The sequence below is a fragment of the Janibacter zhaoxuefangae genome (genome assembly GCF_050271985.1).
In the GTDB taxonomy this organism is placed as follows: domain Bacteria; phylum Actinomycetota; class Actinomycetes; order Actinomycetales; family Dermatophilaceae.
The window spans coordinates 15079-38832 of record NZ_CP189849.1 but is presented as its reverse complement, the minus strand read 5'-3'; the positions used below and the strand labels follow the sequence as shown (position 1 = coordinate 38832).

The 23754-nt window shown below is 69.6% G+C and carries 24 protein-coding genes and 3 tRNA genes; 13 read left to right on the top strand and 14 right to left on the bottom strand.

The window, feature by feature from the left end; genetic code table 11:
* Positions 1–12: 12 nt before the first annotated feature.
* The 3 genes from ACQBAS_RS00190 to ACQBAS_RS00180 all read right to left on the bottom strand — a co-directional run bounded on the left by ACQBAS_RS00190 (position 13) and on the right by ACQBAS_RS00180 (position 1794).
* Complete coding sequence (locus tag ACQBAS_RS00190) at positions 13–501, bottom strand: hypothetical protein (protein ID WP_427384292.1); 489 nt, start codon at positions 499–501, stop codon at positions 13–15.
* A gap of 101 nt (positions 502–602) precedes the next feature.
* Positions 603–1385, bottom strand: coding sequence for a sulfite exporter TauE/SafE family protein (locus ACQBAS_RS00185; protein ID WP_427384291.1), 783 nt, complete (start codon positions 1383–1385; stop codon positions 603–605).
* Between the two features lie 326 nt (positions 1386–1711).
* Positions 1712–1794 (bottom strand) — tRNA-Leu (locus ACQBAS_RS00180).
* A 228-nt stretch (positions 1795–2022) separates the two neighbouring features.
* Between ACQBAS_RS00180 and ACQBAS_RS00175 the strand changes: the two genes are divergently transcribed.
* The 6 genes from ACQBAS_RS00175 to pknB all read left to right on the top strand — a co-directional run bounded on the left by ACQBAS_RS00175 (position 2023) and on the right by pknB (position 9680).
* Entirely contained in the window at positions 2023–2946 is a 924-nt protein-coding gene (locus tag ACQBAS_RS00175; RefSeq protein WP_427384290.1) for an FhaA domain-containing protein, read from the top strand.
* A gap of 28 nt (positions 2947–2974) precedes the next feature.
* Positions 2975–3457, top strand: coding sequence for an FHA domain-containing protein FhaB/FipA (locus tag ACQBAS_RS00170; RefSeq protein ID WP_427384289.1), 483 nt, complete (start codon positions 2975–2977; stop codon positions 3455–3457).
* Positions 3458–3462: 5 nt separating this feature from the next.
* Positions 3463–4854 (top strand): PP2C family protein-serine/threonine phosphatase, encoded by a 1392-nt coding sequence (locus ACQBAS_RS00165; RefSeq protein WP_427384288.1) that lies wholly within the window; start codon positions 3463–3465, stop codon positions 4852–4854.
* Positions 4851–6224, top strand: a complete 1374-nt coding sequence (locus tag ACQBAS_RS00160; RefSeq protein ID WP_427385647.1) for an FtsW/RodA/SpoVE family cell cycle protein — start codon at positions 4851–4853, stop codon at positions 6222–6224. The genes ACQBAS_RS00165 and ACQBAS_RS00160 overlap by 4 nt, the downstream gene beginning before the upstream one ends.
* Positions 6221–7678, top strand: a complete 1458-nt coding sequence (locus ACQBAS_RS00155) for a peptidoglycan D,D-transpeptidase FtsI family protein (protein WP_427384287.1) — start codon at positions 6221–6223, stop codon at positions 7676–7678. The genes ACQBAS_RS00160 and ACQBAS_RS00155 overlap by 4 nt, the downstream gene beginning before the upstream one ends.
* 85 nt (positions 7679–7763) lie before the next feature.
* The gene (gene pknB / locus ACQBAS_RS00150) at positions 7764–9680 is read left to right on the top strand and encodes a Stk1 family PASTA domain-containing Ser/Thr kinase (RefSeq protein WP_427384286.1); all 1917 of its coding nucleotides are present in this window, start codon (positions 7764–7766) and stop codon (positions 9678–9680) included.
* Positions 9681–9682: 2 nt separating this feature from the next.
* On the opposite strand, the gene ACQBAS_RS00145 is transcribed toward pknB, so the two are convergent.
* Positions 9683–10339: an aminodeoxychorismate/anthranilate synthase component II gene (locus ACQBAS_RS00145; protein WP_427384285.1), complete on the bottom strand. Its 657-nt coding sequence runs from the start codon at positions 10337–10339 to the stop codon at positions 9683–9685.
* Between the two features lie 42 nt (positions 10340–10381).
* On the bottom strand, positions 10382–11134 hold the full coding sequence (locus tag ACQBAS_RS00140; protein ID WP_427384284.1) for a DUF881 domain-containing protein: 753 nt from the start codon (positions 11132–11134) through the stop codon (positions 10382–10384).
* 94 nt (positions 11135–11228) lie between these two features.
* Here ACQBAS_RS00140 and ACQBAS_RS00135 point away from each other — a divergent pair, with 94 nt between their 5' ends.
* The gene (locus ACQBAS_RS00135) at positions 11229–11486 is read left to right on the top strand and encodes a cell division protein CrgA (RefSeq protein ID WP_427384283.1); all 258 of its coding nucleotides are present in this window, start codon (positions 11229–11231) and stop codon (positions 11484–11486) included.
* Between the two features lie 172 nt (positions 11487–11658).
* On the opposite strand, the gene ACQBAS_RS00130 is transcribed toward ACQBAS_RS00135, so the two are convergent.
* Positions 11659–12501 carry a rhomboid family intramembrane serine protease gene (locus tag ACQBAS_RS00130; RefSeq protein ID WP_427384282.1) on the bottom strand — a complete coding sequence of 281 codons (843 nt, stop codon included), beginning with the start codon at positions 12499–12501 and terminating at the stop codon, positions 11659–11661.
* Positions 12502–12515: 14 nt separating this feature from the next.
* A complete protein-coding gene (locus tag ACQBAS_RS00125; protein WP_427384280.1) occupies positions 12516–13031 on the bottom strand; it encodes a peptidylprolyl isomerase in 516 nt (171 codons plus the stop codon).
* A gap of 107 nt (positions 13032–13138) precedes the next feature.
* On the opposite strand from ACQBAS_RS00125, the gene ACQBAS_RS00120 reads away from it, so the two are divergent.
* A complete protein-coding gene (locus ACQBAS_RS00120; RefSeq protein ID WP_427384279.1) occupies positions 13139–14056 on the top strand; it encodes a hypothetical protein in 918 nt (305 codons plus the stop codon).
* Between the two features lie 85 nt (positions 14057–14141).
* On the opposite strand, the gene ACQBAS_RS00115 is transcribed toward ACQBAS_RS00120, so the two are convergent.
* Both ACQBAS_RS00115 and ACQBAS_RS00110 read right to left on the bottom strand, forming a co-directional pair.
* Positions 14142–14942: an enoyl-CoA hydratase family protein gene (locus tag ACQBAS_RS00115; RefSeq protein ID WP_427384278.1), complete on the bottom strand. Its 801-nt coding sequence runs from the start codon at positions 14940–14942 to the stop codon at positions 14142–14144.
* Between the two features lie 83 nt (positions 14943–15025).
* Positions 15026–15820: a MerR family transcriptional regulator gene (locus tag ACQBAS_RS00110; protein WP_427384277.1), complete on the bottom strand. Its 795-nt coding sequence runs from the start codon at positions 15818–15820 to the stop codon at positions 15026–15028.
* Between the two features lie 144 nt (positions 15821–15964).
* Here ACQBAS_RS00110 and ACQBAS_RS00105 point away from each other — a divergent pair, with 144 nt between their 5' ends.
* The 4 genes from ACQBAS_RS00105 to ACQBAS_RS00090 all read left to right on the top strand — a co-directional run bounded on the left by ACQBAS_RS00105 (position 15965) and on the right by ACQBAS_RS00090 (position 21004).
* Positions 15965–16354: a (deoxy)nucleoside triphosphate pyrophosphohydrolase gene (locus ACQBAS_RS00105; RefSeq protein WP_427384276.1), complete on the top strand. Its 390-nt coding sequence runs from the start codon at positions 15965–15967 to the stop codon at positions 16352–16354.
* A complete protein-coding gene (locus ACQBAS_RS00100; RefSeq protein WP_427384275.1) occupies positions 16351–19233 on the top strand; it encodes a DUF3427 domain-containing protein in 2883 nt (960 codons plus the stop codon). The genes ACQBAS_RS00105 and ACQBAS_RS00100 overlap by 4 nt, the downstream gene beginning before the upstream one ends.
* An 856-nt stretch (positions 19234–20089) precedes the next feature.
* Positions 20090–20551 (top strand): hypothetical protein, encoded by a 462-nt coding sequence (locus tag ACQBAS_RS00095; protein WP_427384274.1) that lies wholly within the window; start codon positions 20090–20092, stop codon positions 20549–20551.
* 48 nt (positions 20552–20599) lie between these two features.
* The gene (locus ACQBAS_RS00090) at positions 20600–21004 is read left to right on the top strand and encodes an NUDIX domain-containing protein (RefSeq protein ID WP_427384273.1); all 405 of its coding nucleotides are present in this window, start codon (positions 20600–20602) and stop codon (positions 21002–21004) included.
* An 8-nt stretch (positions 21005–21012) separates the two neighbouring features.
* On the opposite strand, the gene ACQBAS_RS00085 is transcribed toward ACQBAS_RS00090, so the two are convergent.
* Together ACQBAS_RS00085 and ACQBAS_RS00080 are read right to left on the bottom strand one after the other, a co-directional pair.
* Complete coding sequence (locus tag ACQBAS_RS00085) at positions 21013–21783, bottom strand: helix-turn-helix transcriptional regulator (protein ID WP_427384272.1); 771 nt, start codon at positions 21781–21783, stop codon at positions 21013–21015.
* 40 nt (positions 21784–21823) lie between these two features.
* Complete coding sequence (locus tag ACQBAS_RS00080; protein ID WP_427384271.1) at positions 21824–22618, bottom strand: alpha/beta fold hydrolase; 795 nt, start codon at positions 22616–22618, stop codon at positions 21824–21826.
* A gap of 162 nt (positions 22619–22780) precedes the next feature.
* Here ACQBAS_RS00080 and ACQBAS_RS00075 point away from each other — a divergent pair, with 162 nt between their 5' ends.
* Complete coding sequence (locus ACQBAS_RS00075; protein WP_427384270.1) at positions 22781–23095, top strand: cupin; 315 nt, start codon at positions 22781–22783, stop codon at positions 23093–23095.
* A gap of 194 nt (positions 23096–23289) precedes the next feature.
* Here the strand turns inward: ACQBAS_RS00075 and ACQBAS_RS00070 are convergent.
* From ACQBAS_RS00070 to ACQBAS_RS00060, 3 genes are all read right to left on the bottom strand, one after another.
* Positions 23290–23365, bottom strand: a tRNA-Ala gene (locus ACQBAS_RS00070).
* Positions 23366–23437: 72 nt separating this feature from the next.
* Entirely contained in the window at positions 23438–23620 is a 183-nt protein-coding gene (locus ACQBAS_RS00065; protein ID WP_427384269.1) for a DLW-39 family protein, read from the bottom strand.
* A gap of 31 nt (positions 23621–23651) precedes the next feature.
* A tRNA-Ile gene (locus tag ACQBAS_RS00060) sits at positions 23652–23728 on the bottom strand.
* Between the last annotated feature and the right edge of the window lie 26 nt (positions 23729–23754).

The following is a 23754-nucleotide window of genomic DNA, read 5'->3' as shown; positions in this document are numbered from 1 at the left end:
GAAGCCTTTCGCTCAGTGGGCGTGCGGGAAGCCAGCGCGCTCGGCGGACTCGCCGTCGGCGAACCAGAGGTGCGGGTCGACGCCGTCGTAGCCCTCGTCGCCGGGCTGGAGGTGGGTGCGGGTGTCCTCCCACGCCTTCACGTCGTGCCCGAAGGGCTGGGCGCCGTCCTCGAGGGTCGCGGCCGACCCGATGCCGTAGCCGCCGTCGCGGATCTCCTCGATCGACGAGATCCGGCGGCCATCGGCGCCCTGGTCGCCGCCCGCACCACCGGTGGCGCCGAGCGCTCCGCCGACGCCCGTCTGCAGGGTGCCGTCGGCGTTCTGCCGCGGGTCGTGTCCTTCGACGAGGGTGCCCTCGCTGTCCCACACCTGCGGGCCGCCATGATCCTCCGCGGTCCAGTCCGTCGGCTGACGGAACTCCTCGCCCGCGGCGATGTCGTGGTTCGCCGGGTCGTGCTCGGCGGCGAACTCCTCGGTGACCTTCTCGTTGGACTCGTCCATGACTTCCTCCACGGTTCGGTGTGTGCCGTGCCGTCCCTGCGGCGTGGCCACTTCACGCTAGCGCGGACGACCGTCGTCGGCAGGTCCGAGCAACGGTCGGATCAGGACCAGACGCCGAAGACGTCGCCGCCGATCTTGACGATGAAGGCCCCGACGACGAGGACGAAGAAGATCCGGACGAAGGCGGACCCCTTCGCCACCGCGGTCCGGGCCCCGATGTAGCCGCCCAGGAGGTTGGCGACGCCCATGAGCAGGCCGACCTTCCACATGACGGCGCCCTGCGGGACGAAGACGGCGAGCGAGGCGAGGTTGGTGGCCCAGTTGGCGAGCTTCGCCTTCGCGGAGGCCTCGAGGAAGTTGTAGCCGAGGAGGCCGACGAGGGTGATGACGAAGAAGGAGCCCGTACCGGGGCCGAGGACGCCGTCGTAGAAGCCGATGACCAGGCCGGTGAGCATGGCGCCGATGCGGTGCCGGTGCCCGTCCCAGCGCAACTGCGTCGACTCGCCCATCGTCGGCTTGAAGAGGACGTAGGCACCCACGACGATCAACGCCACGAGGATGATCGGGTTGAAGGCGGACTTCGGGATGTGGCTCGCGACGACCGATCCCCCGGCAGCGCCGGCGAAGGCGAACGCCATGAGGGGCAGGAAGGTGCGCGGGTCCGGCTTGACCCGCCGGTAGTACGTCGCCGAGCTGGCCGTCGTGCCACAGATCGAGGCGAGCTTGTTCGTCGCGAGGACCTGGACGGGCAGGGCCCCGGGGAAGGCGACGAGCAGCGCGGGCAGCTGGACGAGCCCGCCTCCGCCGACGACCGCGTCGACGAATCCCGCCGAGAGTCCCGCCAGGGCGAGGAGGAGCAGGACGGTCAGGGAGGGCTCGGACACGCCCTCGATCGTAGGTGCCCCGCTGCGGGCCGAGCGCGATGCCCCGGCACGTCAGCCGTCGAGTTTGGGACATCAGGTGTCCCAAACTCGGGGCGGCGGGCCCCCTTCGGTCGAGTTTGGGACATCAGGTGTCCCAAACTCGGGGCGGCGGCCGTGAGCCGGGTGCTTCACCCGACAAAGGTGCGCTTCACCCGACATGCGAAGTCGGGTACGGCTGCGAATATCGGGTGACCCGATACTGGTGGGGCGGGGGGACGGATCCCGCTGGCTCGATGTACATGGAGAAGGACCCCTGACGATCACGTCGGGGGTCCTTCTCAGGTACGTGCGCGAGGGGGGATTTGAACCCCCACGCCCTTGCGGACACTGGCACCTGAAGCCAGCGCGTCTGCCGTTCCGCCACTCGCGCAGTGAGTGTGCCCCTCATCGGAGCAGACCTAGTGTGCTGCATGGACCCCCCTTCGTCCAAACCCGGCTGGACACCCCACCGCCGACGCCCGCGTGGCGCGCGGGCCCCCCACCTGCAGGTTCAGTTGTCGTGCAGGGTCAGCCAGTTAGGATCGAAGCGACCCGATCCGGGCCAGCACCATCTGCACCGCAGCACCACACGGACCACCCACCGAAGGAGGAGCGACGCATGAGCCTGTTCCAGCGCATGGAGCAAAAGCTCGAGCGCGCCGTCGTCGGCGCCTTCGCCCGCGCCTTCCGCGCCGAGGTCCAGCCGCTCGAGATCGCCTCCGCCATCCGGCGCGCCATGGACGACCGCGCCGCCGTGCTCGGTCGCGGACGCACCATCGTCCCCAACCTCTTCACCATCGAGCTCAGCCCGGGCGACTTCGAGCGCCTCGCCGAGTTCGACGAGGAGCTCGAGCAGGAGCTCATCGCCGCAGCGGAGGAGCACGCCGACTCCCAGCGCTACCAGCCCGGTGGTCCGGTCCAGGTCGCGCTCGAGGCCGACGAGGAACTCGAGACCGGCGTCTTCCGCGTCCGCCCCGCGACGGTCCGCCGCCCCGCCGAGGCCGACGATGCCCAGCGCCCCACCGCCCGCCCTCCCGTGTCGAGCACGCGCGACGACGACTACGACGCGGACTACCCGGACGAGCTCGAGGGCACCGACCCGGACAACCCCTACGACGAGTACTCGATGGAGATGCCCGCCGTCGACCCGCTGCGTGAGCCCGAGGACCTGGCCGCCGCCGCCCCGGCCCCGGCCCCGGCGCGCCGCCCCACCACGCCGCCGGCCCCGCCGCGACCGGCCTCCTTCGCCGACCGCCCCTGGCTCGACGTCGACGGCGAGCGCTACCCCCTGATCGGCCCGATGACCGTCCTCGGCCGCGACGACAGCGCGGACGTCATCCTCGACGACCCGGGCATCTCCCGCCGCCACTGCGAAATCCGGATCACCAACGACGGACCCCGCTACGTGGCGAGCCTGCGCGACCTCGGCTCCACCAACGGCACCTTCGTCAACAGCGACCGGACCACGGGGCAGCGCCTGCAGGACGGCGACCGGATCACGGTCGGCCGCACCACCGTCACCTTCCGCACCGGCCGCCGGTGACGCCGCCGACCCGTGAGTGACGTGACCCATGAGTGAACTGACCCTGACGATCCTGCGCCTGGCCGTCCTCGTGCTGCTGTGGCTCTTCGTCTTCAGCGTGGCCGGCGTCCTGCGCGGCGACATGTACGGCACGCGCGTCCAGCGTCGGCCCGCCGCCCCCACCGCCCCCACCGCCCGCAGCGAAGGTCGCGACCGCCCGGCCCGCGCCGTCCGCGCCAAGCTGCCGAGCCAGCTCGTCGTCACGACCGGCCGGATGGCCGGCACGACGATGCGCCTCAAGGACTCCGGCACTCTCATCGGCCGCAACCCCGAGTGCGCGCTCGCCCTCGACGACGACTTCGCCTCCGGGCGGCACGCCCGCATCTACCGTGACGAGGCCGGCTGGGTGCTCGAGGACCTCGACTCCACGAACGGCACCTTCGTCGGTCAGCAGCAGATCCACGGCGCCGTCCCCGTCGAGGCCGGCACGAGCATCCGGATCGGCCAGACCGTCATCGAGCTGCGGAAGTAACGCGCGTGCCCGTCGCCTTCCACTACGCCGCCCGCTCCGACACGGGGATGGTCCGGTCCGACAACCAGGACTCCGGCTATGCCGGCCCGCACCTGCTCGTCGTCGCCGACGGCATGGGCGGCCACGCCGGTGGCGACACGGCGAGTTCGACCGTCATCGGCCGCATCGTCGAACTCGACGGTGAGTCCTTCAACGCCGCCGACGCCGCGGACGAGCTGACCCGCGCGATCGCCGCCGCCAACGCCGACCTCGGCCGGCTCATCCGCGAGCAGCCCGAGCTCGAGGGCATGGGTACCACCGTCACGGCGATCCTGCGCACCCGCAACCGCCTCGTCCTCGCCCACATCGGCGACTCCCGGGCCTACCTGCTGCGCGGCGACTCCTTCACCCAGCTGACGCACGACCACTCCTTCGTCCAGACCCTCGTCGACGAGGGGCGGATCACCGAGGAGGAGGCCTTGAGCCACCCGCAGCGCTCCCTCGTGACGCGCGTCCTCACCGGTCAGCCCGACGACGAGCCCGACCTCAGCGCCCGCGAGGCCCGGCCCGGCGACCGCCTGTTGATCTGCTCCGACGGCCTGTCCGGCTTCGTCGCCGCCGACACCATCGAGGACCTCCTGCGCCAGGGTCGTCCGCCGGGCGCGACCGCCGACGCCCTCGTGGCCCTCGCCCTGCGTGCCGGTGCCCCCGACAACGTCACGGTGGTCGTCGCCGACGCGGTCGACCCCTCGCGCACGCCCCCGACCCAGCCCGAGATCGTCGGCGCCGCGTCCCTGAACCGCACCCGCCGGCCCGTGAGCGACTCCCCGGCCTCCAAGGCCGCCGCCCTCACCCGCCGGGACGAGCCGGCCCTCGCCGAGGAGACCGGATCGTCGCGGGTGGCCCGCTGGCTCAAGGGGATCGGTGCGCTCGCGGCGGCCCTGCTCGTCGTCGCGACCGGGCTCTATGCGGCGTGGTCGTGGACCCAGGACCAGTACTTCATCGGGGACGAAGGGGGCCACGTCGCGATCTATCGCGGCGTCGCCCAGGACGTCGGCCCGCTGACCCTGCACACCGTCGTCGAGACGAGCACGACGAGCCTGGCCGACCTTCCGGCCTTCTATCGCGATGGCGTGCGCTCGACGATCAACGCCAGCAGCCTCGAGAACGCCCGCGAGCGCGTCGCCGAGCTCGAGTCGCGGGCCGCGGCCTGCCGCGAGCGGAAGGCGGAGGGGCAGCCGTGCGGCGACGGCCAGTCGCCCGCGCCGTCGTCGAGCACCTCGTCGTCAACCTCCGGCAGTTCCCGCTCGCGCACCTCCGACGGCACCTCCGACGGCGGCTCCAGCAGGACCAGCACGTCCACGAGCACCTCGCGCACGACCTCCCCGACGCCAACCACCACGCGGAGCACCTCATGACCGCGATCTCCACCGTCCCCCCGAAGCGCGGCCGCAACGTCGAGCTCGCCCTGCTGCTCGTGGCCGTCGGCATCGTCGTGCTCGCCTACGTCAACGTCGAACTCGCCACTGGCGGCAGCGTCCCGCCGGACCTGCTCGCGCACACCGGCGGCCTGCTCGCCATCGCGATCGCCTTCCACCTCGTGCTGCGCTGGCGGGCGTCCTACGCGGACCCGCTCATCCTGCCGATCGTCACGCTGCTCAACGGCCTCGGACTCGTGATGATCCACCGGCTCGACATCGCCAACGGCCGCTCGATCACCGAGGGCCTGGCCTTCCGCCAACTCCAGTGGAGCGCCCTCGCCGTCGCCATCGCCATCGGCGCGCTCATCGTCCTGCGCGACCACCGCACCCTCCGGCAGAAGACCTACCTCTCCGGCGCCGCGGGCATCGTGCTCCTGCTGCTGCCGCTGCTGCCCGTCATCGGCCGCGAGGTCAACGGCGCCCGCATCTGGATCGGCCTGGGCCCGTTCACCTTCCAGCCCGCGGAGCTCGCCAAGATCCTCCTTGCGATCTTCTTCGCCGGCTACCTCGTGCAGACCCGCGACGTCCTCTCCCTCGCGGGCAACAAGGTCCTCGGGATCACCTTCCCGCGCGGCCGCGACCTCGGTCCGATCCTCGCGGTGTGGATGCTCAGCGTCCTCGTCCTCGTCCTCGAGACCGATCTCGGCACCTCGCTCCTCCTCTTCGGCATCTTCGTCTCCATGCTCTACGTCGCGACGGAGCGGATCTCGTGGATCGCCATCGGCCTGGGGCTCGCCGCGGCCGGCGCGTACGTCGCCTACCTGCTCTTCTCCCACCTTCAGACCCGCGTCCTCATCTGGCTCGACACGTGGAGCCCGGAGGCCCTTCAGGCCTCCGACCAGATCGCGAAGGGGATCATGGGCATGGCCAGCGGCGGCCTGCTCGGCACGGGGCTGGGTCGGGGACGCCCGGACCTCAACTACTTCGCCGAGTCCGACCTGATCTTCCCGTCGTTCGGTGAGGAGCTCGGCCTCGTCGGGGTCTTCGCGATCCTCGCGCTCTACGCCCTCCTCGTCGAGCGCGGCCTGCGCACGGCGATCGGCCTGCGCGACGGGTTCGGCAAGCTGCTGGCCTCGGGCCTCGCCTTCGCCGTCGCCCTCCAGGTCTTCGTCGTCGTCGGCGGCGTCACCCGCGTCATCCCGCTGACCGGCCTGACGCTCCCCTTCATGGCCTATGGCGGCAGCTCGCTGCTGACCAACTGGACGCTCGCCGCGCTGCTGCTGCGGATCAGCGACCACGCCCGTCGCCCGCTCGAGGAGCTGCCCGTCGCCGACGAGGCACCCACCGAGGTGGTGAGGCTCCGATGAACGACCCCATCCGGCGGCTCGCGTCGCTGACCGCCTTCCTCTTCGCCGCGCTGCTGATCGCCTCGACGTGGATCCAGTCGATCGGGTCCGCGGACATCAACAACCGCAGCGACAACCGGCGCACCCTGCTCAACTCCTACAACCGCGAGCGCGGCCAGATCCTCGTCGATGGCGAGCCGATCGCCCGCAGCACGGCCACCAAGGACGAGCTGAAGTGGCAGCGCACCTACAGCAGCCCGCAGCTCTACTCGCACGTGACGGGCTTCTACTCGTTCGTCTACGGCACCGGCGGCGGCGTCGAGGACGCCGAGAACGCGCTGCTGTCGGGGCAGAGCGACAAGCTCTTCTACGGGCGCGTCACCGACCTCCTCACCGGCCGACGGGCGAAGGGTGCCAGCGTCGAGCTGACCATCGACCCGGCCGTGCAGCGCGCCGCCTCGGAGGCCCTCGGCGACCAGCGCGGCGCCGTCGTCGCGCTCGACCCGCGCACCGGCGAGATCCTCGCCATGGTGAGCAAGCCCAACTACGACCCCTCGCTGCTGGCGACGCACGACGTCACGGCGCAGCAGGAGGCGTGGACCGAACTCAACGGCGACCCGACGCGCCCGCTCGTCAACCGCGCCATCGGCGGCAACCTCTACCCGCCGGGGTCCACCTTCAAGATCGTCACCGCCGCCGCGGCCATCGAGTCGGGCACGTTCACCAAGGACTCGACCCTCCCCGGTCCGGCCGAGCTCGACCTGCCGCAGACGACGACGAACCTGCCCAACAGCCACCCCGGCGCCTGCGGACCGAACAACAAGACGACCCTCCTCCAGGCGCTCGAGACGTCGTGCAACACCGCCTTCGGCTGGCTCGGCATGGAGCTCGGCGCCGAGACCCTCGCCGACCAGGCGTCCCGCTTCGGCTTCGGCGACCGCCTCGACATCCCCATGCGCGTGGCCGACTCGACCTTCCCCGCCGACGCCGACGAGCCGCAGACGGCCCAGAGCGCCATCGGCCAGTTCGAGGTCCGCACGACCCCGCTCCAGGTGGCGATGATCGCCGCGGCCGTGGCCAACGACGGCGTCGTCATGCGCCCGCACATGGTCCGCTCGATCCTCGGGTCGGACACGTCGGTGCTCGAGGAGAAGAAGGTCGAGCAGCTGTCCGAGGCGATGTCGCCCGAGACCGCCGACGCCCTGACCGACATGATGCAGGCCGTCGTCGAGTCCGGCACCGGCACCGCGGCCCAGATCCCCGGCGTCGCCGTCGCGGGCAAGACGGGCACGGCCGAGCACGCCAAGGACGCCGCGCCGCACGCCTGGTTCACCGCCTTCGCGCCGGCGGACGACCCGCAGGTCGCCGTCGCCGTGGTCGTCGAGGACGGCGGCAAGGCCGGCAGCGAGGCCTATGGCGGCACCGTCGCCGGCCCGATCGCGAAGGCGGTCATGGAGGCGGTGATCAACCCGTGACGACACTCGGCACGCGAGGGACGATGATGATGACCAGCGGTGGGCTGATCGAGGCCACCACCGACGCGAGCGAAGGGGGAGCCGCGTGAGCACCACACCGCGCCTCCTCGGCGGACGATACGAGGTCGGCGAACTCATCGGCCGTGGCGGGATGGCCGAGGTCCACCGCGGCTACGACACGCGTCTCGGGCGGGACGTCGCCATCAAGATCCTGCGCTCCGACCACGCCCGTGACTCCTCCTTCCTCATCCGGTTCCGCCGGGAGGCGCAGTCCGTCGCGGGTCTGAACCACCCCTCGATCGTCGCCGTGTACGACTCCGGCGAGGACAAGCTCACCGAGTTCGGCGGCGCCGAGATCGACGTGCCCTACATCGTCATGGAGTACGTGCAGGGGCGGACGCTGCGCGAGGTGCTCAACGACGAGGGCACGCTCGAGCCCGAGGTCGCCGGCCGGATCACCGCCGCGGTCCTCGACGCGCTCGCCTACAGCCACCAGATGGGGATCGTCCACCGCGACATCAAGCCGGGCAACGTCATGCTCGGCGAAGGCGGTGAGGTCAAGGTCATGGACTTCGGCATCGCCCGAGCCATGGCCGACGCCCAGGCGACGATGACCCAGACGTCCGCCGTCATCGGCACGGCGCAGTACATCTCGCCGGAGCAGGCCGAGGGCCAGCAGGTCGACCACCGCAGCGACGTCTACTCGACCGGCTGCCTCCTCTTCGAGCTGCTGACCGGGCGGACCCCCTTCACCGGTGACCCGATCTCGCTGACCTACCAGCACGTGCGCAAGGCGCCGCCGCGCCCGAGCGAGTTCGTCCCCGAGCTGCCGTCGGACTACGACGCCGTCGTGCTGCACGCCCTCGCCAAGGACCGGGAGGTCCGCTACCAGGGCGCCGGGGACATGCGGACCGACCTGCTGCGGATCGCCCAGGGTCGCTCGATCAGCCCCGCCGCGAGCGCGGCCCTGCTCGGGCCCGCCGGCGAGGAGACCGCCGACCAGGAGAACACCCAGTTCCTCCCGGCCGGCACCGGCGGTCGTCCGCTGCCGCACGAGCCCGAGACCGCGCTCCACCCGGTCGCGCCCGTGGACCGGGACCGACGGCGCCAGCGCAGCCCGTGGGGCTGGGTCTTCGTCGTCGCGGCGCTCGTCGCCGCCATCGCGCTCGGCGCCTTCGCCGTGAAGCAGTACCGCGACAACCAGGAGCTGAGCCGGCTCGTCGCGGTCCCGCGGGTGATCGGCCTCGACCAGGCCGTGGCCAAGAAGCGACTCACGGACGCGCGCCTGCAGATGAACGTCGTGGCGGAGCCGAGCACCGACGTCGAGCCCGGCATCGTCACCGATCAGGACCCGGACCCCTCCGCCGAGGTCGAGCAGAACAGGGTCGTCACCGTCACGGTGTCCTCCGGACCGGCCGAGACGGAGGTGCCGCCGGTCGTCGGGGAGACGCAGAAGAAGGCCGAGGCCATGATCAAGGAGGCCGGCCTCACCCTCGGCAAGGTGACGAAGGAGGACTCTCCCACCGTGCCCAAGGGCCATGTCATCAGCGCCGACCCCACGCCCTACGCCAACCTCTCCGAGCGGGACCCGGTCGACCTCGCCATCTCCACGGGCGCGGTGCGGATCCCGAACTTCTCCGGCTGGGAGATCCAGCGGGCGACCGAGTGGTTCACCTCGCGCGGGCTCAAGGTGAAGACCGAGAGCATCACCTCGAGCGAGGAGCCCAACACCGTCATCGGTCAGGACCCTGGCCAGGGCAAGCGGCTGAACACGACGACCTTCACCCTCACCTACGCCATCGCCGCGCCGGTGACGGTCACGACGACGCAGCCCCCGCCGGCGACGTCGTCCACGACGACCACGACGAGCCCGACCTCGTCCGGCAGCACGTCGACGACACCGAGCGACACATCGTCCTCGTCCTCGTCGTCGTCCACGACCACGACGCCGAAGCCGACCTCGACCCGTCCGCCGGGCCGCGGCAACGTCCTCTCGGACTGACGTCAGCCGGCGGCGACGGCGCGGGCGACGCCCTCGGCGTCGCGCACGAGGGGGCTGAGCCCGGCCGACGTGGCGACGGCGTCCGCGTCGCCGGTCAGGGCGAGCCAGTTCGCGAAGATCCGGTGACCGCCGACGGTGAGCACGCTCTCGGGGTGGAACTGCACGCCGTGCAGCGGAAGGTCGCGGTGCCGGGCGGCCATGATGATGCCGCTCTCGGTGTGGCCGGTCGGCACGAGCGTCTCGGGCACGGTCGCGGGGTCGATCGTCAGCGAGTGATAGCGGGTGGCGGTGAAGGGGGTCGGCAGCCCCTCGAGCACGCCGTCGCCGCCGTGGATGACCTGGGACGTCTTGCCGTGCAGGAGCTCCGGGGCGCGTCCGACCGTGGCGCCAAGCACGACCCCGAGGGCCTGGTGGCCGAGGCAGACGCCGAGCATCGGCTGGGCCCGCTCCGCACAGGCCTCGATCATCGCGATCGAGACACCGGCCTCCTCGGGGGTGCCGGGGCCGGGTGAGATGAGGACGCCGTCGTAGTCGGCGCCGTCGGCCGGGCTGATCGCATCGTTGCGCACGACCGTCGTCTCCGCGCCGAGCTGCTGGAGGTAGCCGACGATCGTGAAGACGAAGCTGTCGTAGTTGTCGACGACGAGGATGCGGCTCATGGGCCAAGTATGACGCGCCGGGCGACTCGTCCCGGCGCGCCGTCAGTAGGCGGGCGCCGCGTGCTGCAGGCGGGTCGAGCCCTCGTACGCGGGCAGGGTCTCCTCGGGGTCCTCGCTGACCTCATAGCCGAGTCCGACGAGGTTGACGTACTGCCGATAGATCCCGACTGCGCGGTCCTTCTCGAGGGCTGCCTTGAGCTGGGCCGGGTCACCGACGGCCTTGATGGTGAAGGGGGGCGAGTACACGCGACCCTGGAGGATCAGGGTGTTGCCGACGCACCGCACGGCGCTGGTGGAGATGACGCGCTGGTCCATGAGCATCATGGCCTCGGCGCCCCCCTTCCACAGCGCGTTGACGACGGCCTGCACGTCCTGCTGGTGGACGACGATGTCGTCGACGGTGAAGCCGTCGGGCACCTCGGCCGCGGTCAGCGGCGCGTCGTCGAGGCTGACGGTGACGGTCGGTCCCGTGACGGCGCGGGTGCCGGCATCGGCCGCGAGCGCCTCCGCCTGCTCGGTGAGTTTGTTCGTCGTGGCGTTGCCCGTGGTGGCCGCCGAGAGCGTGTCGACATCCTGCTGGATGAGCGCGAGCTCACCGTTGCGCTTCTCGTTGTCGAGGGTCTCGGCGCGGATGAGGCCGGGCAGATCCGTCCCCTCGGAGCGCAGGTCCGTGCCGCGAGCGGTCTGGCCGGACGTGGAGAAGAGGAGCCCGGCGAGGGCGGCGACGACAGGGACGAGGAGGGACCATCCGGTGGGGCGCGCGGTGAGCCAGCGGAATCGACCGGTCGACGCCACGGTGCCTCCTTCCACTCGCCCTGATGTGCAGCCCCTACGCTAAGGCACGCAGCGACGGCCGTCGCTCGCACCCACCCGTCGAGGAGTAGAGCACGTGCCTGAGTCCAAAGGCCGCAAGAAGCCGCAGCCGACCACGCCCGAGCAGACCACCCGACCGAAGGCGGTCAAGGTCGGGAACCCGTCGTGGTTCGTGCCCGTGATGCTCGGCCTGATGATCATCGGGCTGCTGTGGGTCGTCGTCTTCTACGTGACGAGCCAGCAGTACCCCGTGCCGTCGCTCGGCCGCTGGAACCTCGGAGTCGGCTTCGCGTTCATGCTCACCGGCTTCATGATGACGACGCGCTGGCGCTGAACCTTTCCACCGCGCGCCTTCTCCACAGCGCGCGTCCTTCCGCCGTCGAGTTTCCACACAGCCCGAGTTATCCACAGGGTTATCCCCCGATGGGGATAAATCACAACGGTGTAATCCCCCTTCGGACCTGTTGTCCACAGGCCTGTCCCCCGGCACGGGGTGCGGGGTGCGATCAGCCGATGACGGTGTACTTGACGGCCACGAGGGCCACGAGCACGACGGCGATGGCGCCGAGGGCGAGCCACTGCAGCCGCTCCTGGCCGCGCCCCTTGAAGGTCACGAGCGCCAGGGCCACGAGGCCGCCGACGACGGCGCCGCCGAGGTGCGCCTGCCAGGCGATGTTCGGGATGAAGAAGCCCAGGGCCATGTTGATGGCGATGGTGGCCCCGATCGCCTGGGTGCGCTGGCCGAGCTTGCGCTGGAGGACGAGCACCGCGGCGAAGAGGCCGAAGACCGCACCGGAGGCGCCGACGACGCCGTGGAAGCTCTCGACGGGCTGGAAGAGGAGCCAGACGATCGTGCCGCCGATGGCGGACAGGAGATAGAGGGCGATGAAGCGGGCGCGCCCCAGCGCCTGCTCGAGCGCCGGCCCGACCATCCACAGCGCGAACATGTTGAACATGATGTGCAGGATGCTGCCGGTGCTGTGCGCGAAGGCGGAGGTCAGGAACCGCCACGGCTCGGAGTCACCGACGATCGGGGCGAAGACGACCTCGCTGGCCACTCGTGGGGAGGTCAGCTGGAGGAGCCAGACGACGGCACACACGGCGATGATCGCCATGGTGACGACGGGACGTTCGTCGGCGACGGCGCGGCCCCCGAGCACGGTGCGTGCCCGGGGAGCCTGCCGTGCCGACTCCTTGACGCAGTCCACGCATTGGACACCGACGGCCGCGGGCCGCTGGCAGTCCGGACACACCGGTCGGGCGCACCGCTGGCACCGCACGTAGGACACGCGGTCGGGGTGGCGCGGGCAGACCGGGGTCTCCGTCTGCGGGGTGGGGGGCTGCGTCATCGGGGTGAGGTCGGTCAGCCGAGGGTGACGGACTCGATGACGACGTCGGTGAGCGGCTTGTCGCGGCCGTCGACCTTCGTCGCGCTGATGGCGTCGACGACCTTGCGGCTCTCCTCGTCGGCAACCTCACCGAAGATGGTGTGCTTGCCGTTGAGGTGCGGGGTCGGGGTCGTCGTGATGAAGAACTGGGAACCGTTGGTGCCCTTGCCCATTCGGACGCCCGCGTTCGCCATGGCGAAGAGGTAGGGGCGGTCGAACTTCAGCTCGGGGTGGATCTCGTCGTCGAAGGTGTAGCCGGGGCCACCGATGCCCTGACCCAGCGGGCAGCCGCCCTGGATCATGAAGCCGTCGATGACGCGGTGGAAGACGAGGCCGTCGTAGAACGGCGTCGGGTTGGTGCGACCCGCGTCGTCCTTGTACTCCTTCTCGCCCGAGGCGAGGCCGGTGAAGCTCTCGACCGTCTTCGGAGCGTGGTTCGGGAAGAGCTCGATGCGGATGTCGCCGAGGTTGGTCTTGATCGTCGCGTTCATGGTGCAAATCCTCCCACGATGCGGACCGTCGGGGCGGGGCCGGGTGTCCCTGTGGCAGCAGACAGTGTTTGATGGAGGCAAGACGTGAACGACGATAAGGAGTGAACGTGTTCCGACACAAGAAGTCCACGAGCGAGCTGCTGCGTGAGCGCGCCGCCGAGCAGGCGAGCGCCTTCCTCGAGAAGGTCGCCCCCGCTGCGGACACCGCCCGCGAGCGTGCGTACGTCGCCGCCGAGACCGCACGAGACAAGGTGGCGCCGGCTGCGGGGACGGCGCGCGAGCGCGCCCACGCCGCGAAGGAAGCCGCCAAGGAGCGGGCCGCCCACGGGGTCGAGGCCGCCGCGCCGCGCCTCGAGGAGGCCGTGCACAACCTGTCCCCGCGGGTGGACGACGCCCGTGACCGCCTCGTCGACGACGTGCTCCCGCGCATCGCCGAGACGTTGGCCGCTCTCGCCGCCGGTGCCGCCGCCACGAAGTCGGCCGCCGCCGACACCGCGAAGATCCACGCCCCCGAGGTCAAGGCGGCCTTCAAGGGCGAGACGATCCAGCGCCGCAAGAAGGGTGGGAAGCTCCTCATCCTGCTCGGCCTCGCCGCCGCCGGTGTCGCCGCCTACGCCGCGAGCAAGCAGGGGACGAAGCAGGACCCGTGGGCCGTCCCGGCCGCGGACCCGTACACGCCCCCAACGTCGGGCCGCGCCTCCACCACGGGCGCCTCCGTCCAGGAGAAGGCCGCCAGCCTCGCCGAGGCTGCGAAGGAGAAGGCGACCGAGGTCAAGGACGCCGCCGCCGCGAAGGCCGCCGAGGTCAAGGACGCCGCGACCGCCAAGGCCGAGGAGGCCAAGGCCACCGTCGCCAACGCGCGCGACGACCGCACCGTCCCCGCCGTGGGTGAGACGTCCGAGGGCGCCGACCTGTCGACGCCGCACCTGGGCACGGACCCGTCGCTCGACGCGACGCCGACGGTCGAGGGCAGCGATGCCTGGACCGACGCCAAGGACTGGACCGAGGGCGAGACGAAGGCCTGAGTTCCCGGCCGCCGGCCCTGCCGGTGACCAGCCCGAAGGGGCCCGCTCGCGCATCACGCGCGAGCGGGCCCCTTCGTCGTGGCGGTCAGCCGTCCGGGGTGGTCACCCAGCGCGGGGGGCGCTTCTCCGCGAAGGCGCGCATGCCTTCGGCGGCCTCCTCGGAGGCGAAGAGGCGGGCGGAGAGGTCGAGGACGCGCTGGCCGTCGCTGTCGAAGGTGGCCCGGATGGCGCGGGTCGTCAGCGGCTTCGTCTCGGCGAGGCCCTGGGGGGAGCAGGCGCGCAGGGCGTCCTCGAGGGTGGCCCGGGCGGCGGGGAGGTCGTCGGTGGCCTCGGTGACGAGGCCAATGCGCTCGGCCTCGAGGGAGCCGAACGTCTCGCCGGTCAGGTAGTAGCGGGCCGCGGCGCGGTCGGTCAGGCGCGACTGGGTCGTCAGGGAGATGATCGAGGGCGCGAGCCCGAGGCGGACCTCGTTGAAGGCGAAGGTCGCCCGCTCCCCCGCGAGCGCGATGTCGCAGGCGCCGACGAGACCGAGGCCGCCGGCCCGGACGTGGCCGTCGACGACGGCGATGACGGGCTTGCCCAGGTCGACGATCTGGCGCAGGAGGACGAGCAGGCGCTCGGTGCTGGCCTGCGGGCCGCCCTCGGCCGCGGCCTCCTTGAGGTCGTTGCCGGCGCAGAAGGTGCCGCCGGTGTGGGTGAGGATGACGGCCCGGACGGTCGGGTCGGCGTCGGCGGTCGCCAGGTGGGCCGCGACCTCGGCGACGAGCTGCGCCGAGAGGGCGTTGCGGTTCGCCGGGGAGTCGAGCGTGAGGGTGGCGATGCCCGCCTCGGTGGTCAGGTGGGCGAGCTCGGTCGGAGCGTCGGTGTGCGAAGCCTCGTGGGCCATGGCGGGAGCCTCTCGTCGTTGGGTGGCGGCCGAGCGTCACCGTATCGGGTGGGGAGCAACTCCCTCGCGCGCGCCGCGAAACGTCAGCCGTGCGCCGCGGCGTTGGCGAGGATGGCGTCGTGCAACCACTGAGCGGCGCCGCTCGCGATCTCCTCGTACTGCGCCGTGAACCGCGGGTCCGAGAGGTACATCTGCGCCAGGCAGACCTGGAACTCGTGGTCGCAGTCGTAGAACCGGTTGATGGTCACCCGATGCCGCTCGGCGAGCGCCGCGGCGGCCTCGCCGTCAGCGGGCACACCGTCGCGCACGGCGGCGCCGAGGTCGGCCTCGAACGCCTCAGTCTCGGCCTCTACCTGCGCCCACTGCTCCTTCGTCATCCGCGCGGTGCGCTGCCGGGACTGTGCCCACGCGTCGGTGTCACCCCAGCGCTGCTCCGCCTCCTCCTGATACTCCTCGAAGGGCCCATCGCCAAACAGCTTCTTAAGGTCCTCGGTCGTCGCGGGTTCGTTGTGCATCTCTGCCTCCAGTCGTTGTTCGATCGCGTCCACCAGGTCGGACATCTCCGCCAACCTGGCCCTGACCGCATCCCGCTGCCGCCGCAGGTGGTCGATCACGTCGCGGCCCTCGGCGGCGAGCAGTTCGCCGATCTCCTCAAGCCGGAACCCCAGCCGTCGGTACACGACGATCGCGCTCAACCACTGCAGGTCCTCCGCCGTGTAGAGCCGGTAGCCCGCGGTGGTGCGCTCGCTCGGGTGCAGCAGCCCAATCTCGTCGTAGTGATGCAGGGTCCGCACCGTCACGCCGAAGGACTCGGCCACCTGCCCCACCGTGAGCGCTTCCATGAGGCCAGTCTGCGACAGCTGCTCGATGTCGGTCATGAGGAAACCATCGGGCCTCACGTCGCGTGAGGGTCAAACCCCGCTCGAGGCATTCGTCGTCCCGGCGACAATCCTGCGCACCATCGCGTCTGGCTCCTCGCGATTTCGGCAAGTATCTCGGGTGGTTTCCGGCAAACTGGGCGCGTGCAGAAACAGATCAGCGTCGTTGGTGCCGTGATCGTCCGCGACGGGCTCATCCTGTGCGCAGAACGCGGCCCGCAGGGGTCGCTCGGCGGAAAGTGGGAGTTCCCCGGCGGCAAGATCGAGCCGGGAGAAACCGCACGGGCAGCCCTCGCTCGGGAGATCGACGAAGAGCTCGAGTGCCAGATCACGGTTGGAGATCTCATCACCACCACGACGCACGACTACGACTTCGGCACAGTCACGCTGACGACCTTTTGGTGCGAGTTGGTTGCCGGGGAACCGGTCCTCACCGAACACGCATCGGTGCGGTGGCTGGCGGCAGGCGACCTGTCGGAACTCGACTGGGCCCCTGCGGACATCCCGGCAGTGCAGCTGGTGTCGGCCGCATGACCGTGGACCCGCACTGGCCCAACCAGTTCCAGTTCGACATTGACTTCGGCTACGTCTCGGGCTCGGCCCACGCACCCCGCCGTTACAACCCGCGACTGGTGCTCAACGCTGACGGCACGACCGTTGAGCACGCCCTCCTCGAGGAGCTGCGTCGCTGCGAGGCCTTCACCTTCTCCGTCGCCTTCATCTCGCCAAGCGCGATCGCCCAGCTGAAGCAGCACCTGTACGACTTCGATGGCAAGGGCCGAATCATTACGTCGGACTTTCTGGCGTTCAACCAACCTGAGGCCTTCGCCGAACTCCTCAAGCTTCGTGAACACGCAGATATCGACGTGCGCCGACACACGGCCTACGGCTTCCACCCGAAGGGCTACATCTTCGAGCAGGGTCCGAGCGTCACCGCGATGATCGGTAGCTCAAACCTGACCAGTCAGGCACTGTCGCGCAACCACGAGTGGAATCTCAAGGTGTCTGCTGCGCGCGGGAGCGACCTCGCCGCTCAGATCGACCGGCTCCTTGAGGAGCAGCTCGAAGGCTCCGAACCGCTCACCACGGAGTGGGTCGATGAGTACGCCCGGACCTTCGTCGCGCCGCCCCGACGTGGCCCGATGCCGGCGCTCCCCGCACCTGCAGAGGTTCCCACGCACGTGCTTCCCAACACGATGCAGCAGGATGCCCTGCTCGCCTTGGACTTGGCCCGTGCCGAGGGCGCCAATCGCGCGATCGTCATCTCTGCCACGGGCACTGGGAAGACAATCCTGTCGGCGCTCGACGTCCGGTCGGTCGCGCCGCGGCGCATGCTGTTCCTTGTCCACCGCGAGCAGATCCTCGACCGCACCGTGGAGGAGTACCGACGCGTCTTGGGCGGTCCCCCCAGCGATTTCGGCAAGCTGACCGGCAACGCCCACGAAGGCGATCGGCGCTACGTTTTCGCGACGATTCAGACGTTCTCACAGCCTCAAGTCCTCGCCAGCGTTCCCCGAGACGCCTTCGACTACGTCATCATCGATGAGGCTCACCGCGCGGGATCGCCGACCTATCAGCGGGTAATCGATCACCTGGATCCCGCCTTCTTGCTCGGCATGACCGCCACGCCGGAGCGCACGGACGGCTTCAATGTCTTCGAGCTGTTTGACTACTGCGTTCCGTACGAGATCCGGCTGCATCACGCGCTCGAGGCTGAGATGTTGAGTCCGTTCCACTATTACGGGGTCAGCGACATCACGTACGAGGACGGCCGCACGACCAGCGAGACGACGGACCTGAGTCTGCTCATCACACCCGAGCGGGTGCGATTCCTCGTCGAGGTCTTGGAGAAGTACGGCCAGGCGGGCGTGGCCCCCTGCGGGTTGATTTTCTGCAGCCGCAAGGAGGAGGCGCGAGCGCTCGCGGCGGCGCTCAACGGGCACACGCTGAACGGGCTCCCTCTTCGCACCGTGGCGTTGACCGGCGACGACCCCATCTCCCTGCGGGAGCAGCGCGTCGCCCAACTCCAGGCCGGCGAGCTCGACTACCTCCTCACCGTCGACATCTTCAATGAAGGCGTCGACATCCCTCGGATCAACCAAGTCGTCATGTTGCGCCAGACTCAGTCGGCGATCATTTTCGTCCAACAGCTCGGGCGCGGGCTCCGGCTTGCCAAGGGCAAGGACTACCTCGTCGTCATCGACGTCATCGGCAACTACACGAACAACTTCCTGATCCCGATCGCGCTGTTCGGAGACGAGTCCCTCAACAGCGAGTCCCTGAGGGAGAAGCTCAACGAGACGCTGGAGGGTGGCGTGCTCCCCGGCCTGTCGAGTGTGAGCTTCGATGAGGTGTCGCGGGACCGCATCTTGCGGTCGATCGAGACCACCACGCTCGACGACATGCGGCGGCTCAAGGCGGCACTTGAGGCCATGCAACGGCGCGTCGGTGGCATCCCCAAACTCTGGGACTTCCACCGGTTTGAGTCTGTCGATCCGATCCTGCTCGCGACGAAGGTCGAGCACTACCCAGGTCTGGTGCAGCGACTGCTGAAGGTCGACGTCGGGATGTCACCGCGGGCCGCTCGTGCGCTGAGCCTGCTTTCACACGAGGTCCTGGCCGCGAAACGGCTCCACGAGTTCGTGGTGCTGCGCCTGCTGATCGAACGGTCCAGTGTCACGCGGCGCCAGATCGCGGCAGCCTTCGTCGCCGAGGGCTTGGGCAGCGGCGAGGCCGTCGTCCAAGCTGCCCTCGACACCTTCACGCTGCGGGGTTACGCCGCCTCTGACGTCAAGCGCTATGCCGAGCCGCTTGTCGTCGTTCACGGAGACGACGTGAGGCTGACCGACAGTTTCCGCGCGGATCTTGTCTCCTCTGAACGCCTCCAGAGTGAGGTCGACGACCTGCTCATCACCGGTCAGGCTCTGACTCGCGCCCGCTACCGCCTCGATGTCCCGTTCACCACTGGCCTGCAGTATTCGCGTAGGGACGCTGCCCGAATCCTTGGGTGGCCACGGAGCACGGCTTCGACGATCTATGGCTACAAGACTGACCGAAGCCGGAACGTCTGCGCGATCTTCGTGACCCTCCACAAGTCCGTAGATGTCGATGCCAGCACGGCATACGAGGACGCGCTACTCGACGAAACCAGCATGAGGTGGTTCTCCCGCTCCCGCCGGACGCTCGCCAGCGACGAGGTGAAGGCGATCGTCGACAGGGACGTCGACGTCCATGTCTTCGTGAAGAAGGATGACGTCGGCTCAGACCACTACTACCTCGGGATGGCGACGGCTCACGACGCCTTCGAGACGACGATGGCCGACAAGAACGGGGTCCCCCTCCAGGTTGTCACGATGACGCTCCGCTTCGCCGAGGCCATCAGCCAGGGGCTCTACGACTACTTCCGCCCGTGATGGTGGTCGCGCTCGGGCACCACCCGTAGATCGATTGGTTCGGTCAAGGCGACAACAAGCGCCAAGAGGACCGACCGGCGGGCGAGGAAGCGGAACCCCGGACCGCGTCGAACTTGGGTCACTCTGACGCAAGGACGCCCAGAATCGTGCCAGCAGCCCCAACCGAGGCGCCGGCGATGACCATGCTGAGTCCCCAGCGAGAGTGCGAATCAGAAGTGGAGATCGTGAAGGTGCCGTCAGCGGGTTGCTCGTCAACCCTCGCTGCCCCGCGGTGCTGGAGGACGGCGCCAATCACGCTAATAAGCCAGCCTGCGGCGGCTAAGATGAGCAGTATCGAAGTCAGCACGCGTCAGTTCTACCTCTCCCAGCGCCCAATAGTATTGACCTGGAGCAACAAGCGGGGACGCGAGTCGTCAAATGGACCCCGATGTTCGCCACCTGTCGTGGCCTCGTCGGGTCACCCAACGATCCGGGCGATTGTTCGCAGCCGCGAGTCACGATCCGGATGCGGTCAGGAGCCTCCATCAGACCCCGTGCGCTGCAGTCACTCGGATCCTTGGCGCGGCCTGCCGTGGATCCGCCGCGGACACGGCGTCGCCCTGGCCGAGGCGTTGGCCTCATCTGCGCCGCAGCGCTGCTCGCATCGTCCTGCTCCTCGCGGCAAGCCGAAGCCGACTCCCGCGCCGAGGACGGAGCACGCCAGGTCGTCACGCTCGTGGCCACGATCCCCTTCGAGCGGTGGTCCCGACCACCCGCCCCGGTTCGAGAGGCCCTCGCCACCAACTCCACGCAGTACCGGGTCCTGAGCACCCACGCTGGGGGCGCACAGGTCGCGGTCTGGCGGTCGGACACGGGCGTGGACCCCTTCACCGACGACACCGTGCGCACCGGCCTCGTCTGCGCGCGGGTCGAACCGGAGACAGGTGCATACCGCCTGGAAGACTGCCCGCGACGCCTCGCACGCGAGGTGTCGTCGAGCTCGATCGACTGGTCGGACGCCTCGGCGGCTCACGACGCAGCGCTCGCCGACAGCTCCGACGCGCTGGTCGCCCTGCAACAGGAAGTGCGAGTGAGCCATGTCAGGGACCGCCCCTCGGCAGCGGCCTTCCTCGAACGGCGTGACCTCACCGTGGACCCCCGGGCGCGCACCGAGCCCAACACCATGAGCGCGACCGTCCGCCGCACCGCCAGCGCCGCGCGGATCAGTGACACGGATCGCACCATCTCGGCGACCTCGTGCGCGACCGTCACCATCTCGCTCGACCCGAAGGCACCGTTCTACAGCAGCGCTGATGAGAGGCCGTGCGCCCCTCACTGACGGAACGGATGGAGGTGAGATGTCGGACGGCTGTGCTCCCATTGGCGGATGGTTGAGGTCGTGGTCGGTGCCCTGGTACGTGAACGTCGAGTCCTACTCGCCTATCGGAGTCAGAACAAGCGTGCGTACCCAAGCGTGTGGGAGTTGCCCGGTGGGGTGGTCGAGGCCGGCGAGTCAGAGCTGACCGCGCTCGCGAGAGAGTTGCACGAGGAGCTTGGGGTGCGAATAGCCACCGGTTCGGCTTCGCATCTGTGTCGGCTGACCGTCGGGCCAGTGGGCGAACCGGCACTCCTCAGCGCTTGGCTGGTGCGCGACTGGCAGGGAACGCCTGCGAATCTCGCTCCCGAGGAACACGACGACATCCGATGGTGGGACGTCGACGAGTTGCCCCCTCCCGCGCACGTACTCGTGCGCACGGCACTACTGGATGCGATCCGGAATCACCTGAGCTGACGAGACGATCACGACCGCACCGGTTCCAGGGCGATGAGACGTTGCCCCGTCGGCTCGTCGATGGTGACGTGGGCTTGGTGTGCCCCAGAGCCCGGGAGCCAGATCGACTTGGCTCGGCCGTCGTGCACCTCTCCCGCCTCCCAGGCACTCACGAACTCGGGACTGCGCCGAAGCAGCGACTGCACGAAATCCTCGCCGGCCTGGTCCCCGATCAGTGCACGTCGGGCAACTGCGGCACGCAGCTCGCCGGCCTGTGCGCGGGAGTAGGGCCCGCGCTCGTGTGCGGGGAAGATCGCCCGCACGGCCTCCTCGAGGAACCACAGTTCGTTGACGTTGGCGACGCCCAGGCCTCGCTCCAGCACCCACGGAAAAAGCATGTCGCCCGCGCGGTTCTGAGCCAGGACATAGCCGAGATCGTTCACGACCTGGGCTGGCGTACCCTCCAACGCGCTCAAGAGGAAGGTCAACGACACCGACGGCTCGTCGTCGACGTGCTCCGGCGCGCTCCGTCCGGTGAGCCGATACAGGTGAGCACGCTGTGCGGGTGTCAGCCCGAAGGCCGACGAGAGGCCATCGATCACCTGCGGCGTCGGCATGGACCCGGCCCGGCCCTGCTCCAGGCGGGTGTAGTAGTCCACCGACATGTTCGCCAGCACGGCCACCTCCTCCCGGCGCAGACCCGGCGTGCGGCGACGGCCCTGCCTGAGAGGTGCCGAGCCTCGGCGCAGCGACTGCAGATACTGCGCCAGCTCGCGACGGCTCTCCGGTGATCGCGACATGCCCGCCAATCTAGGCCCGCGGCTCGACCACGTCGCTGTCTCAGGGACGCTCGGTGCGGGCGGCGAACGCCACGAGCTCCTCGACGAACGTCGCCGGCTGCTCGGACGTCACGACATGGCCGGACTCCACGGTCCTCAGCTCCGACCCCGGGATGGCGTCCGCGACGGCTCGGCCGGCATGCGCCGGGATCGTCGCATCGAAGGCGTTCACCAGAACCAACGTCGGGCACCTCACCCGGCCTGCGAGTTCGGTGACGTCGAGAGTTGCCCCGAGGGCCACCTGCCGCATCAGGTCCTGGGTCGGGGCGAGGTTGGGGATCAGGCCCTCGACGTCCTCGCGTGTCATCGACGTCAGGTGCCCCGGGCTGAACCCGGTGAGGGTGGAGAACATCCCGAAGGCGCGATCGTCACCGGACAGTGCCTGCCACGTGTCGAAGAACAGTCGCAGGTACTCATCGTGGGCTGCGCTGAGCCATCCGGCCGACACCACCAGTTGCGCAATGCGTCGTGGGGCGAGGGCAGCCGCAGCGATCGCCACCGGTCCGCCGAGGGAAAAGCCCACGATCATCGGCGCTGTGAACCCGGCCGCGTCGATCACCGCCAGTGCCTGACGGGCCAGTCCCTCCACGCTCAGACGGCCACCGCCGTCACGCACAGTGGGCGCGCCCGACAGGTCGGGCACCGCAATCCGGAAGTGTCCGCCCAAGTCATCCAACAGGTGACCAAACGGCACCGCCCCACCCGGTCCCGTGCCATGGACGAGGACCAACTCACGCGGACCGTCGCCGACGAGCTGATAGGGGATGTCGACGCCGTCGACGGCAACGAAGGTCATGGATAACTCCTGGGGGTGGTGGACCTGGACACCTCCCACCCAATGTCACCCCTTCGTCGCCCACCAGAGCGAACCCATCCCGGGACAATCTGGGCCTGCCACGCCGCCATGGGCAGGAGCAGAGTTGTCCATCCGTCACCAACGAGATCGGACAGGACGCTCATGAGGTTCCTCACCGCAAGCACGTTCACCGGCACCCGTCCCTGGGCGGCCGAGCAGTTGGCGGTCATCGACACCGCCACGGTTCGCCTCCACTGGACCGACGCCCCCTACCGCTGGCATGTCAATGACGGCGTGGAGGTCTTCGTCGTCCTCGATGGGACGGTCGACATGCACTACCGATCCCAGGGGCAGGAGCGCGTCGAGAGATTGGTGCAGGGACGCATCTGCATCGCGGAGATCGGTGACGAACACGTGGCCCACCCGATCGACGGTCCCGCACGCATCCTCGTGGTCGAGCAGGCCGGATCCGAGTAGGCCCGGATCGGTTCCCAACGTCGTCGATCCCGGCAGCGCGCCCTGCACAAAGCGCCTCGCGAGCCGGTCTGTGTCTCGCAAGCCGGTTCAAACAGGCTCGCGAAGCACCAAAGGGCTCACGAGTCTGAACGTGCTGGCCAGTGTTGGGCCCGGACACCAAGGAGGCCCCTCCCGCCAGCGGAAGAGGCCTCGAGTGGTGGAGCCAAGGGGACTCGAACCCCTAACCCCCTGCTTGCAAAGCAGGTGCGCTACCAATTGCGCCATGGCCCCGAGCGAGGCGGTCGCGGTGTCCGCGACCGCCTCGACGAGTGTGTTCAGTTGTCCCGCGAGGCGGGGCGGTGGTCAGACCTTGTCGGTGGCCGACGACCAGGCGCCGCCGGTGGAACCGGCTGCCGTGGGGGTGGCCCCCTTCGAGGTGTCCGTCGCCGCCGACCACAGGTCCTTCTCGGACTGCTGCTTCTGCATCTTCTTGCGGAGGACGGACGCGCCGAGGGCGGTCGCAATGACGAGGAGTGCCTTCTTCATGCTGTTTCTCCTATCTGTCGGCAGTGCCGACTGGTGGGCCTAAGAGGACTTGAACCTCTGACCTCTTCCTTATCAGGGAAGCGCTCTAACCGTCTGAGCTATAGGCCCGAGGGTCCTGCCACCATCATCACAGA

Excerpts from the sequence above, each read along its gene's own strand:
- ACQBAS_RS00190 (WP_427384292.1), bottom strand. The coding sequence starts at position 501 with ATGGACGAGTCCAACGAGAAGGTCACCGAGGAGTTCGCCGCCGAGCAC.
- ACQBAS_RS00175 (WP_427384290.1), top strand. The coding sequence starts at position 2,023 with ATGAGCCTGTTCCAGCGCATGGAGCAAAAGCTCGAGCGCGCCGTCGTC.
- ACQBAS_RS00170 (WP_427384289.1), top strand. The coding sequence starts at position 2,975 with ATGAGTGAACTGACCCTGACGATCCTGCGCCTGGCCGTCCTCGTGCTG.
- ACQBAS_RS00160 (WP_427385647.1), top strand. The coding sequence starts at position 4,851 with ATGACCGCGATCTCCACCGTCCCCCCGAAGCGCGGCCGCAACGTCGAG.
- ACQBAS_RS00155 (WP_427384287.1), top strand. The coding sequence starts at position 6,221 with ATGAACGACCCCATCCGGCGGCTCGCGTCGCTGACCGCCTTCCTCTTC.
- ACQBAS_RS00145 (WP_427384285.1), bottom strand. The coding sequence starts at position 10,339 with ATGAGCCGCATCCTCGTCGTCGACAACTACGACAGCTTCGTCTTCACG.
- ACQBAS_RS00130 (WP_427384282.1), bottom strand. The coding sequence starts at position 12,501 with ATGACGCAGCCCCCCACCCCGCAGACGGAGACCCCGGTCTGCCCGCGC.
- ACQBAS_RS00125 (WP_427384280.1), bottom strand. The coding sequence starts at position 13,031 with ATGAACGCGACGATCAAGACCAACCTCGGCGACATCCGCATCGAGCTC.
- ACQBAS_RS00115 (WP_427384278.1), bottom strand. The coding sequence starts at position 14,942 with ATGGCCCACGAGGCTTCGCACACCGACGCTCCGACCGAGCTCGCCCAC.
- ACQBAS_RS00110 (WP_427384277.1), bottom strand. The coding sequence starts at position 15,820 with ATGACCGACATCGAGCAGCTGTCGCAGACTGGCCTCATGGAAGCGCTC.
- ACQBAS_RS00100 (WP_427384275.1), top strand. The coding sequence starts at position 16,351 with ATGACCGTGGACCCGCACTGGCCCAACCAGTTCCAGTTCGACATTGAC.
- ACQBAS_RS00090 (WP_427384273.1), top strand. The coding sequence starts at position 20,600 with ATGGTTGAGGTCGTGGTCGGTGCCCTGGTACGTGAACGTCGAGTCCTA.
- ACQBAS_RS00085 (WP_427384272.1), bottom strand. The coding sequence starts at position 21,783 with ATGTCGCGATCACCGGAGAGCCGTCGCGAGCTGGCGCAGTATCTGCAG.
- ACQBAS_RS00080 (WP_427384271.1), bottom strand. The coding sequence starts at position 22,618 with ATGACCTTCGTTGCCGTCGACGGCGTCGACATCCCCTATCAGCTCGTC.
- ACQBAS_RS00075 (WP_427384270.1), top strand. The coding sequence starts at position 22,781 with ATGAGGTTCCTCACCGCAAGCACGTTCACCGGCACCCGTCCCTGGGCG.
- ACQBAS_RS00065 (WP_427384269.1), bottom strand. The coding sequence starts at position 23,620 with ATGAAGAAGGCACTCCTCGTCATTGCGACCGCCCTCGGCGCGTCCGTC.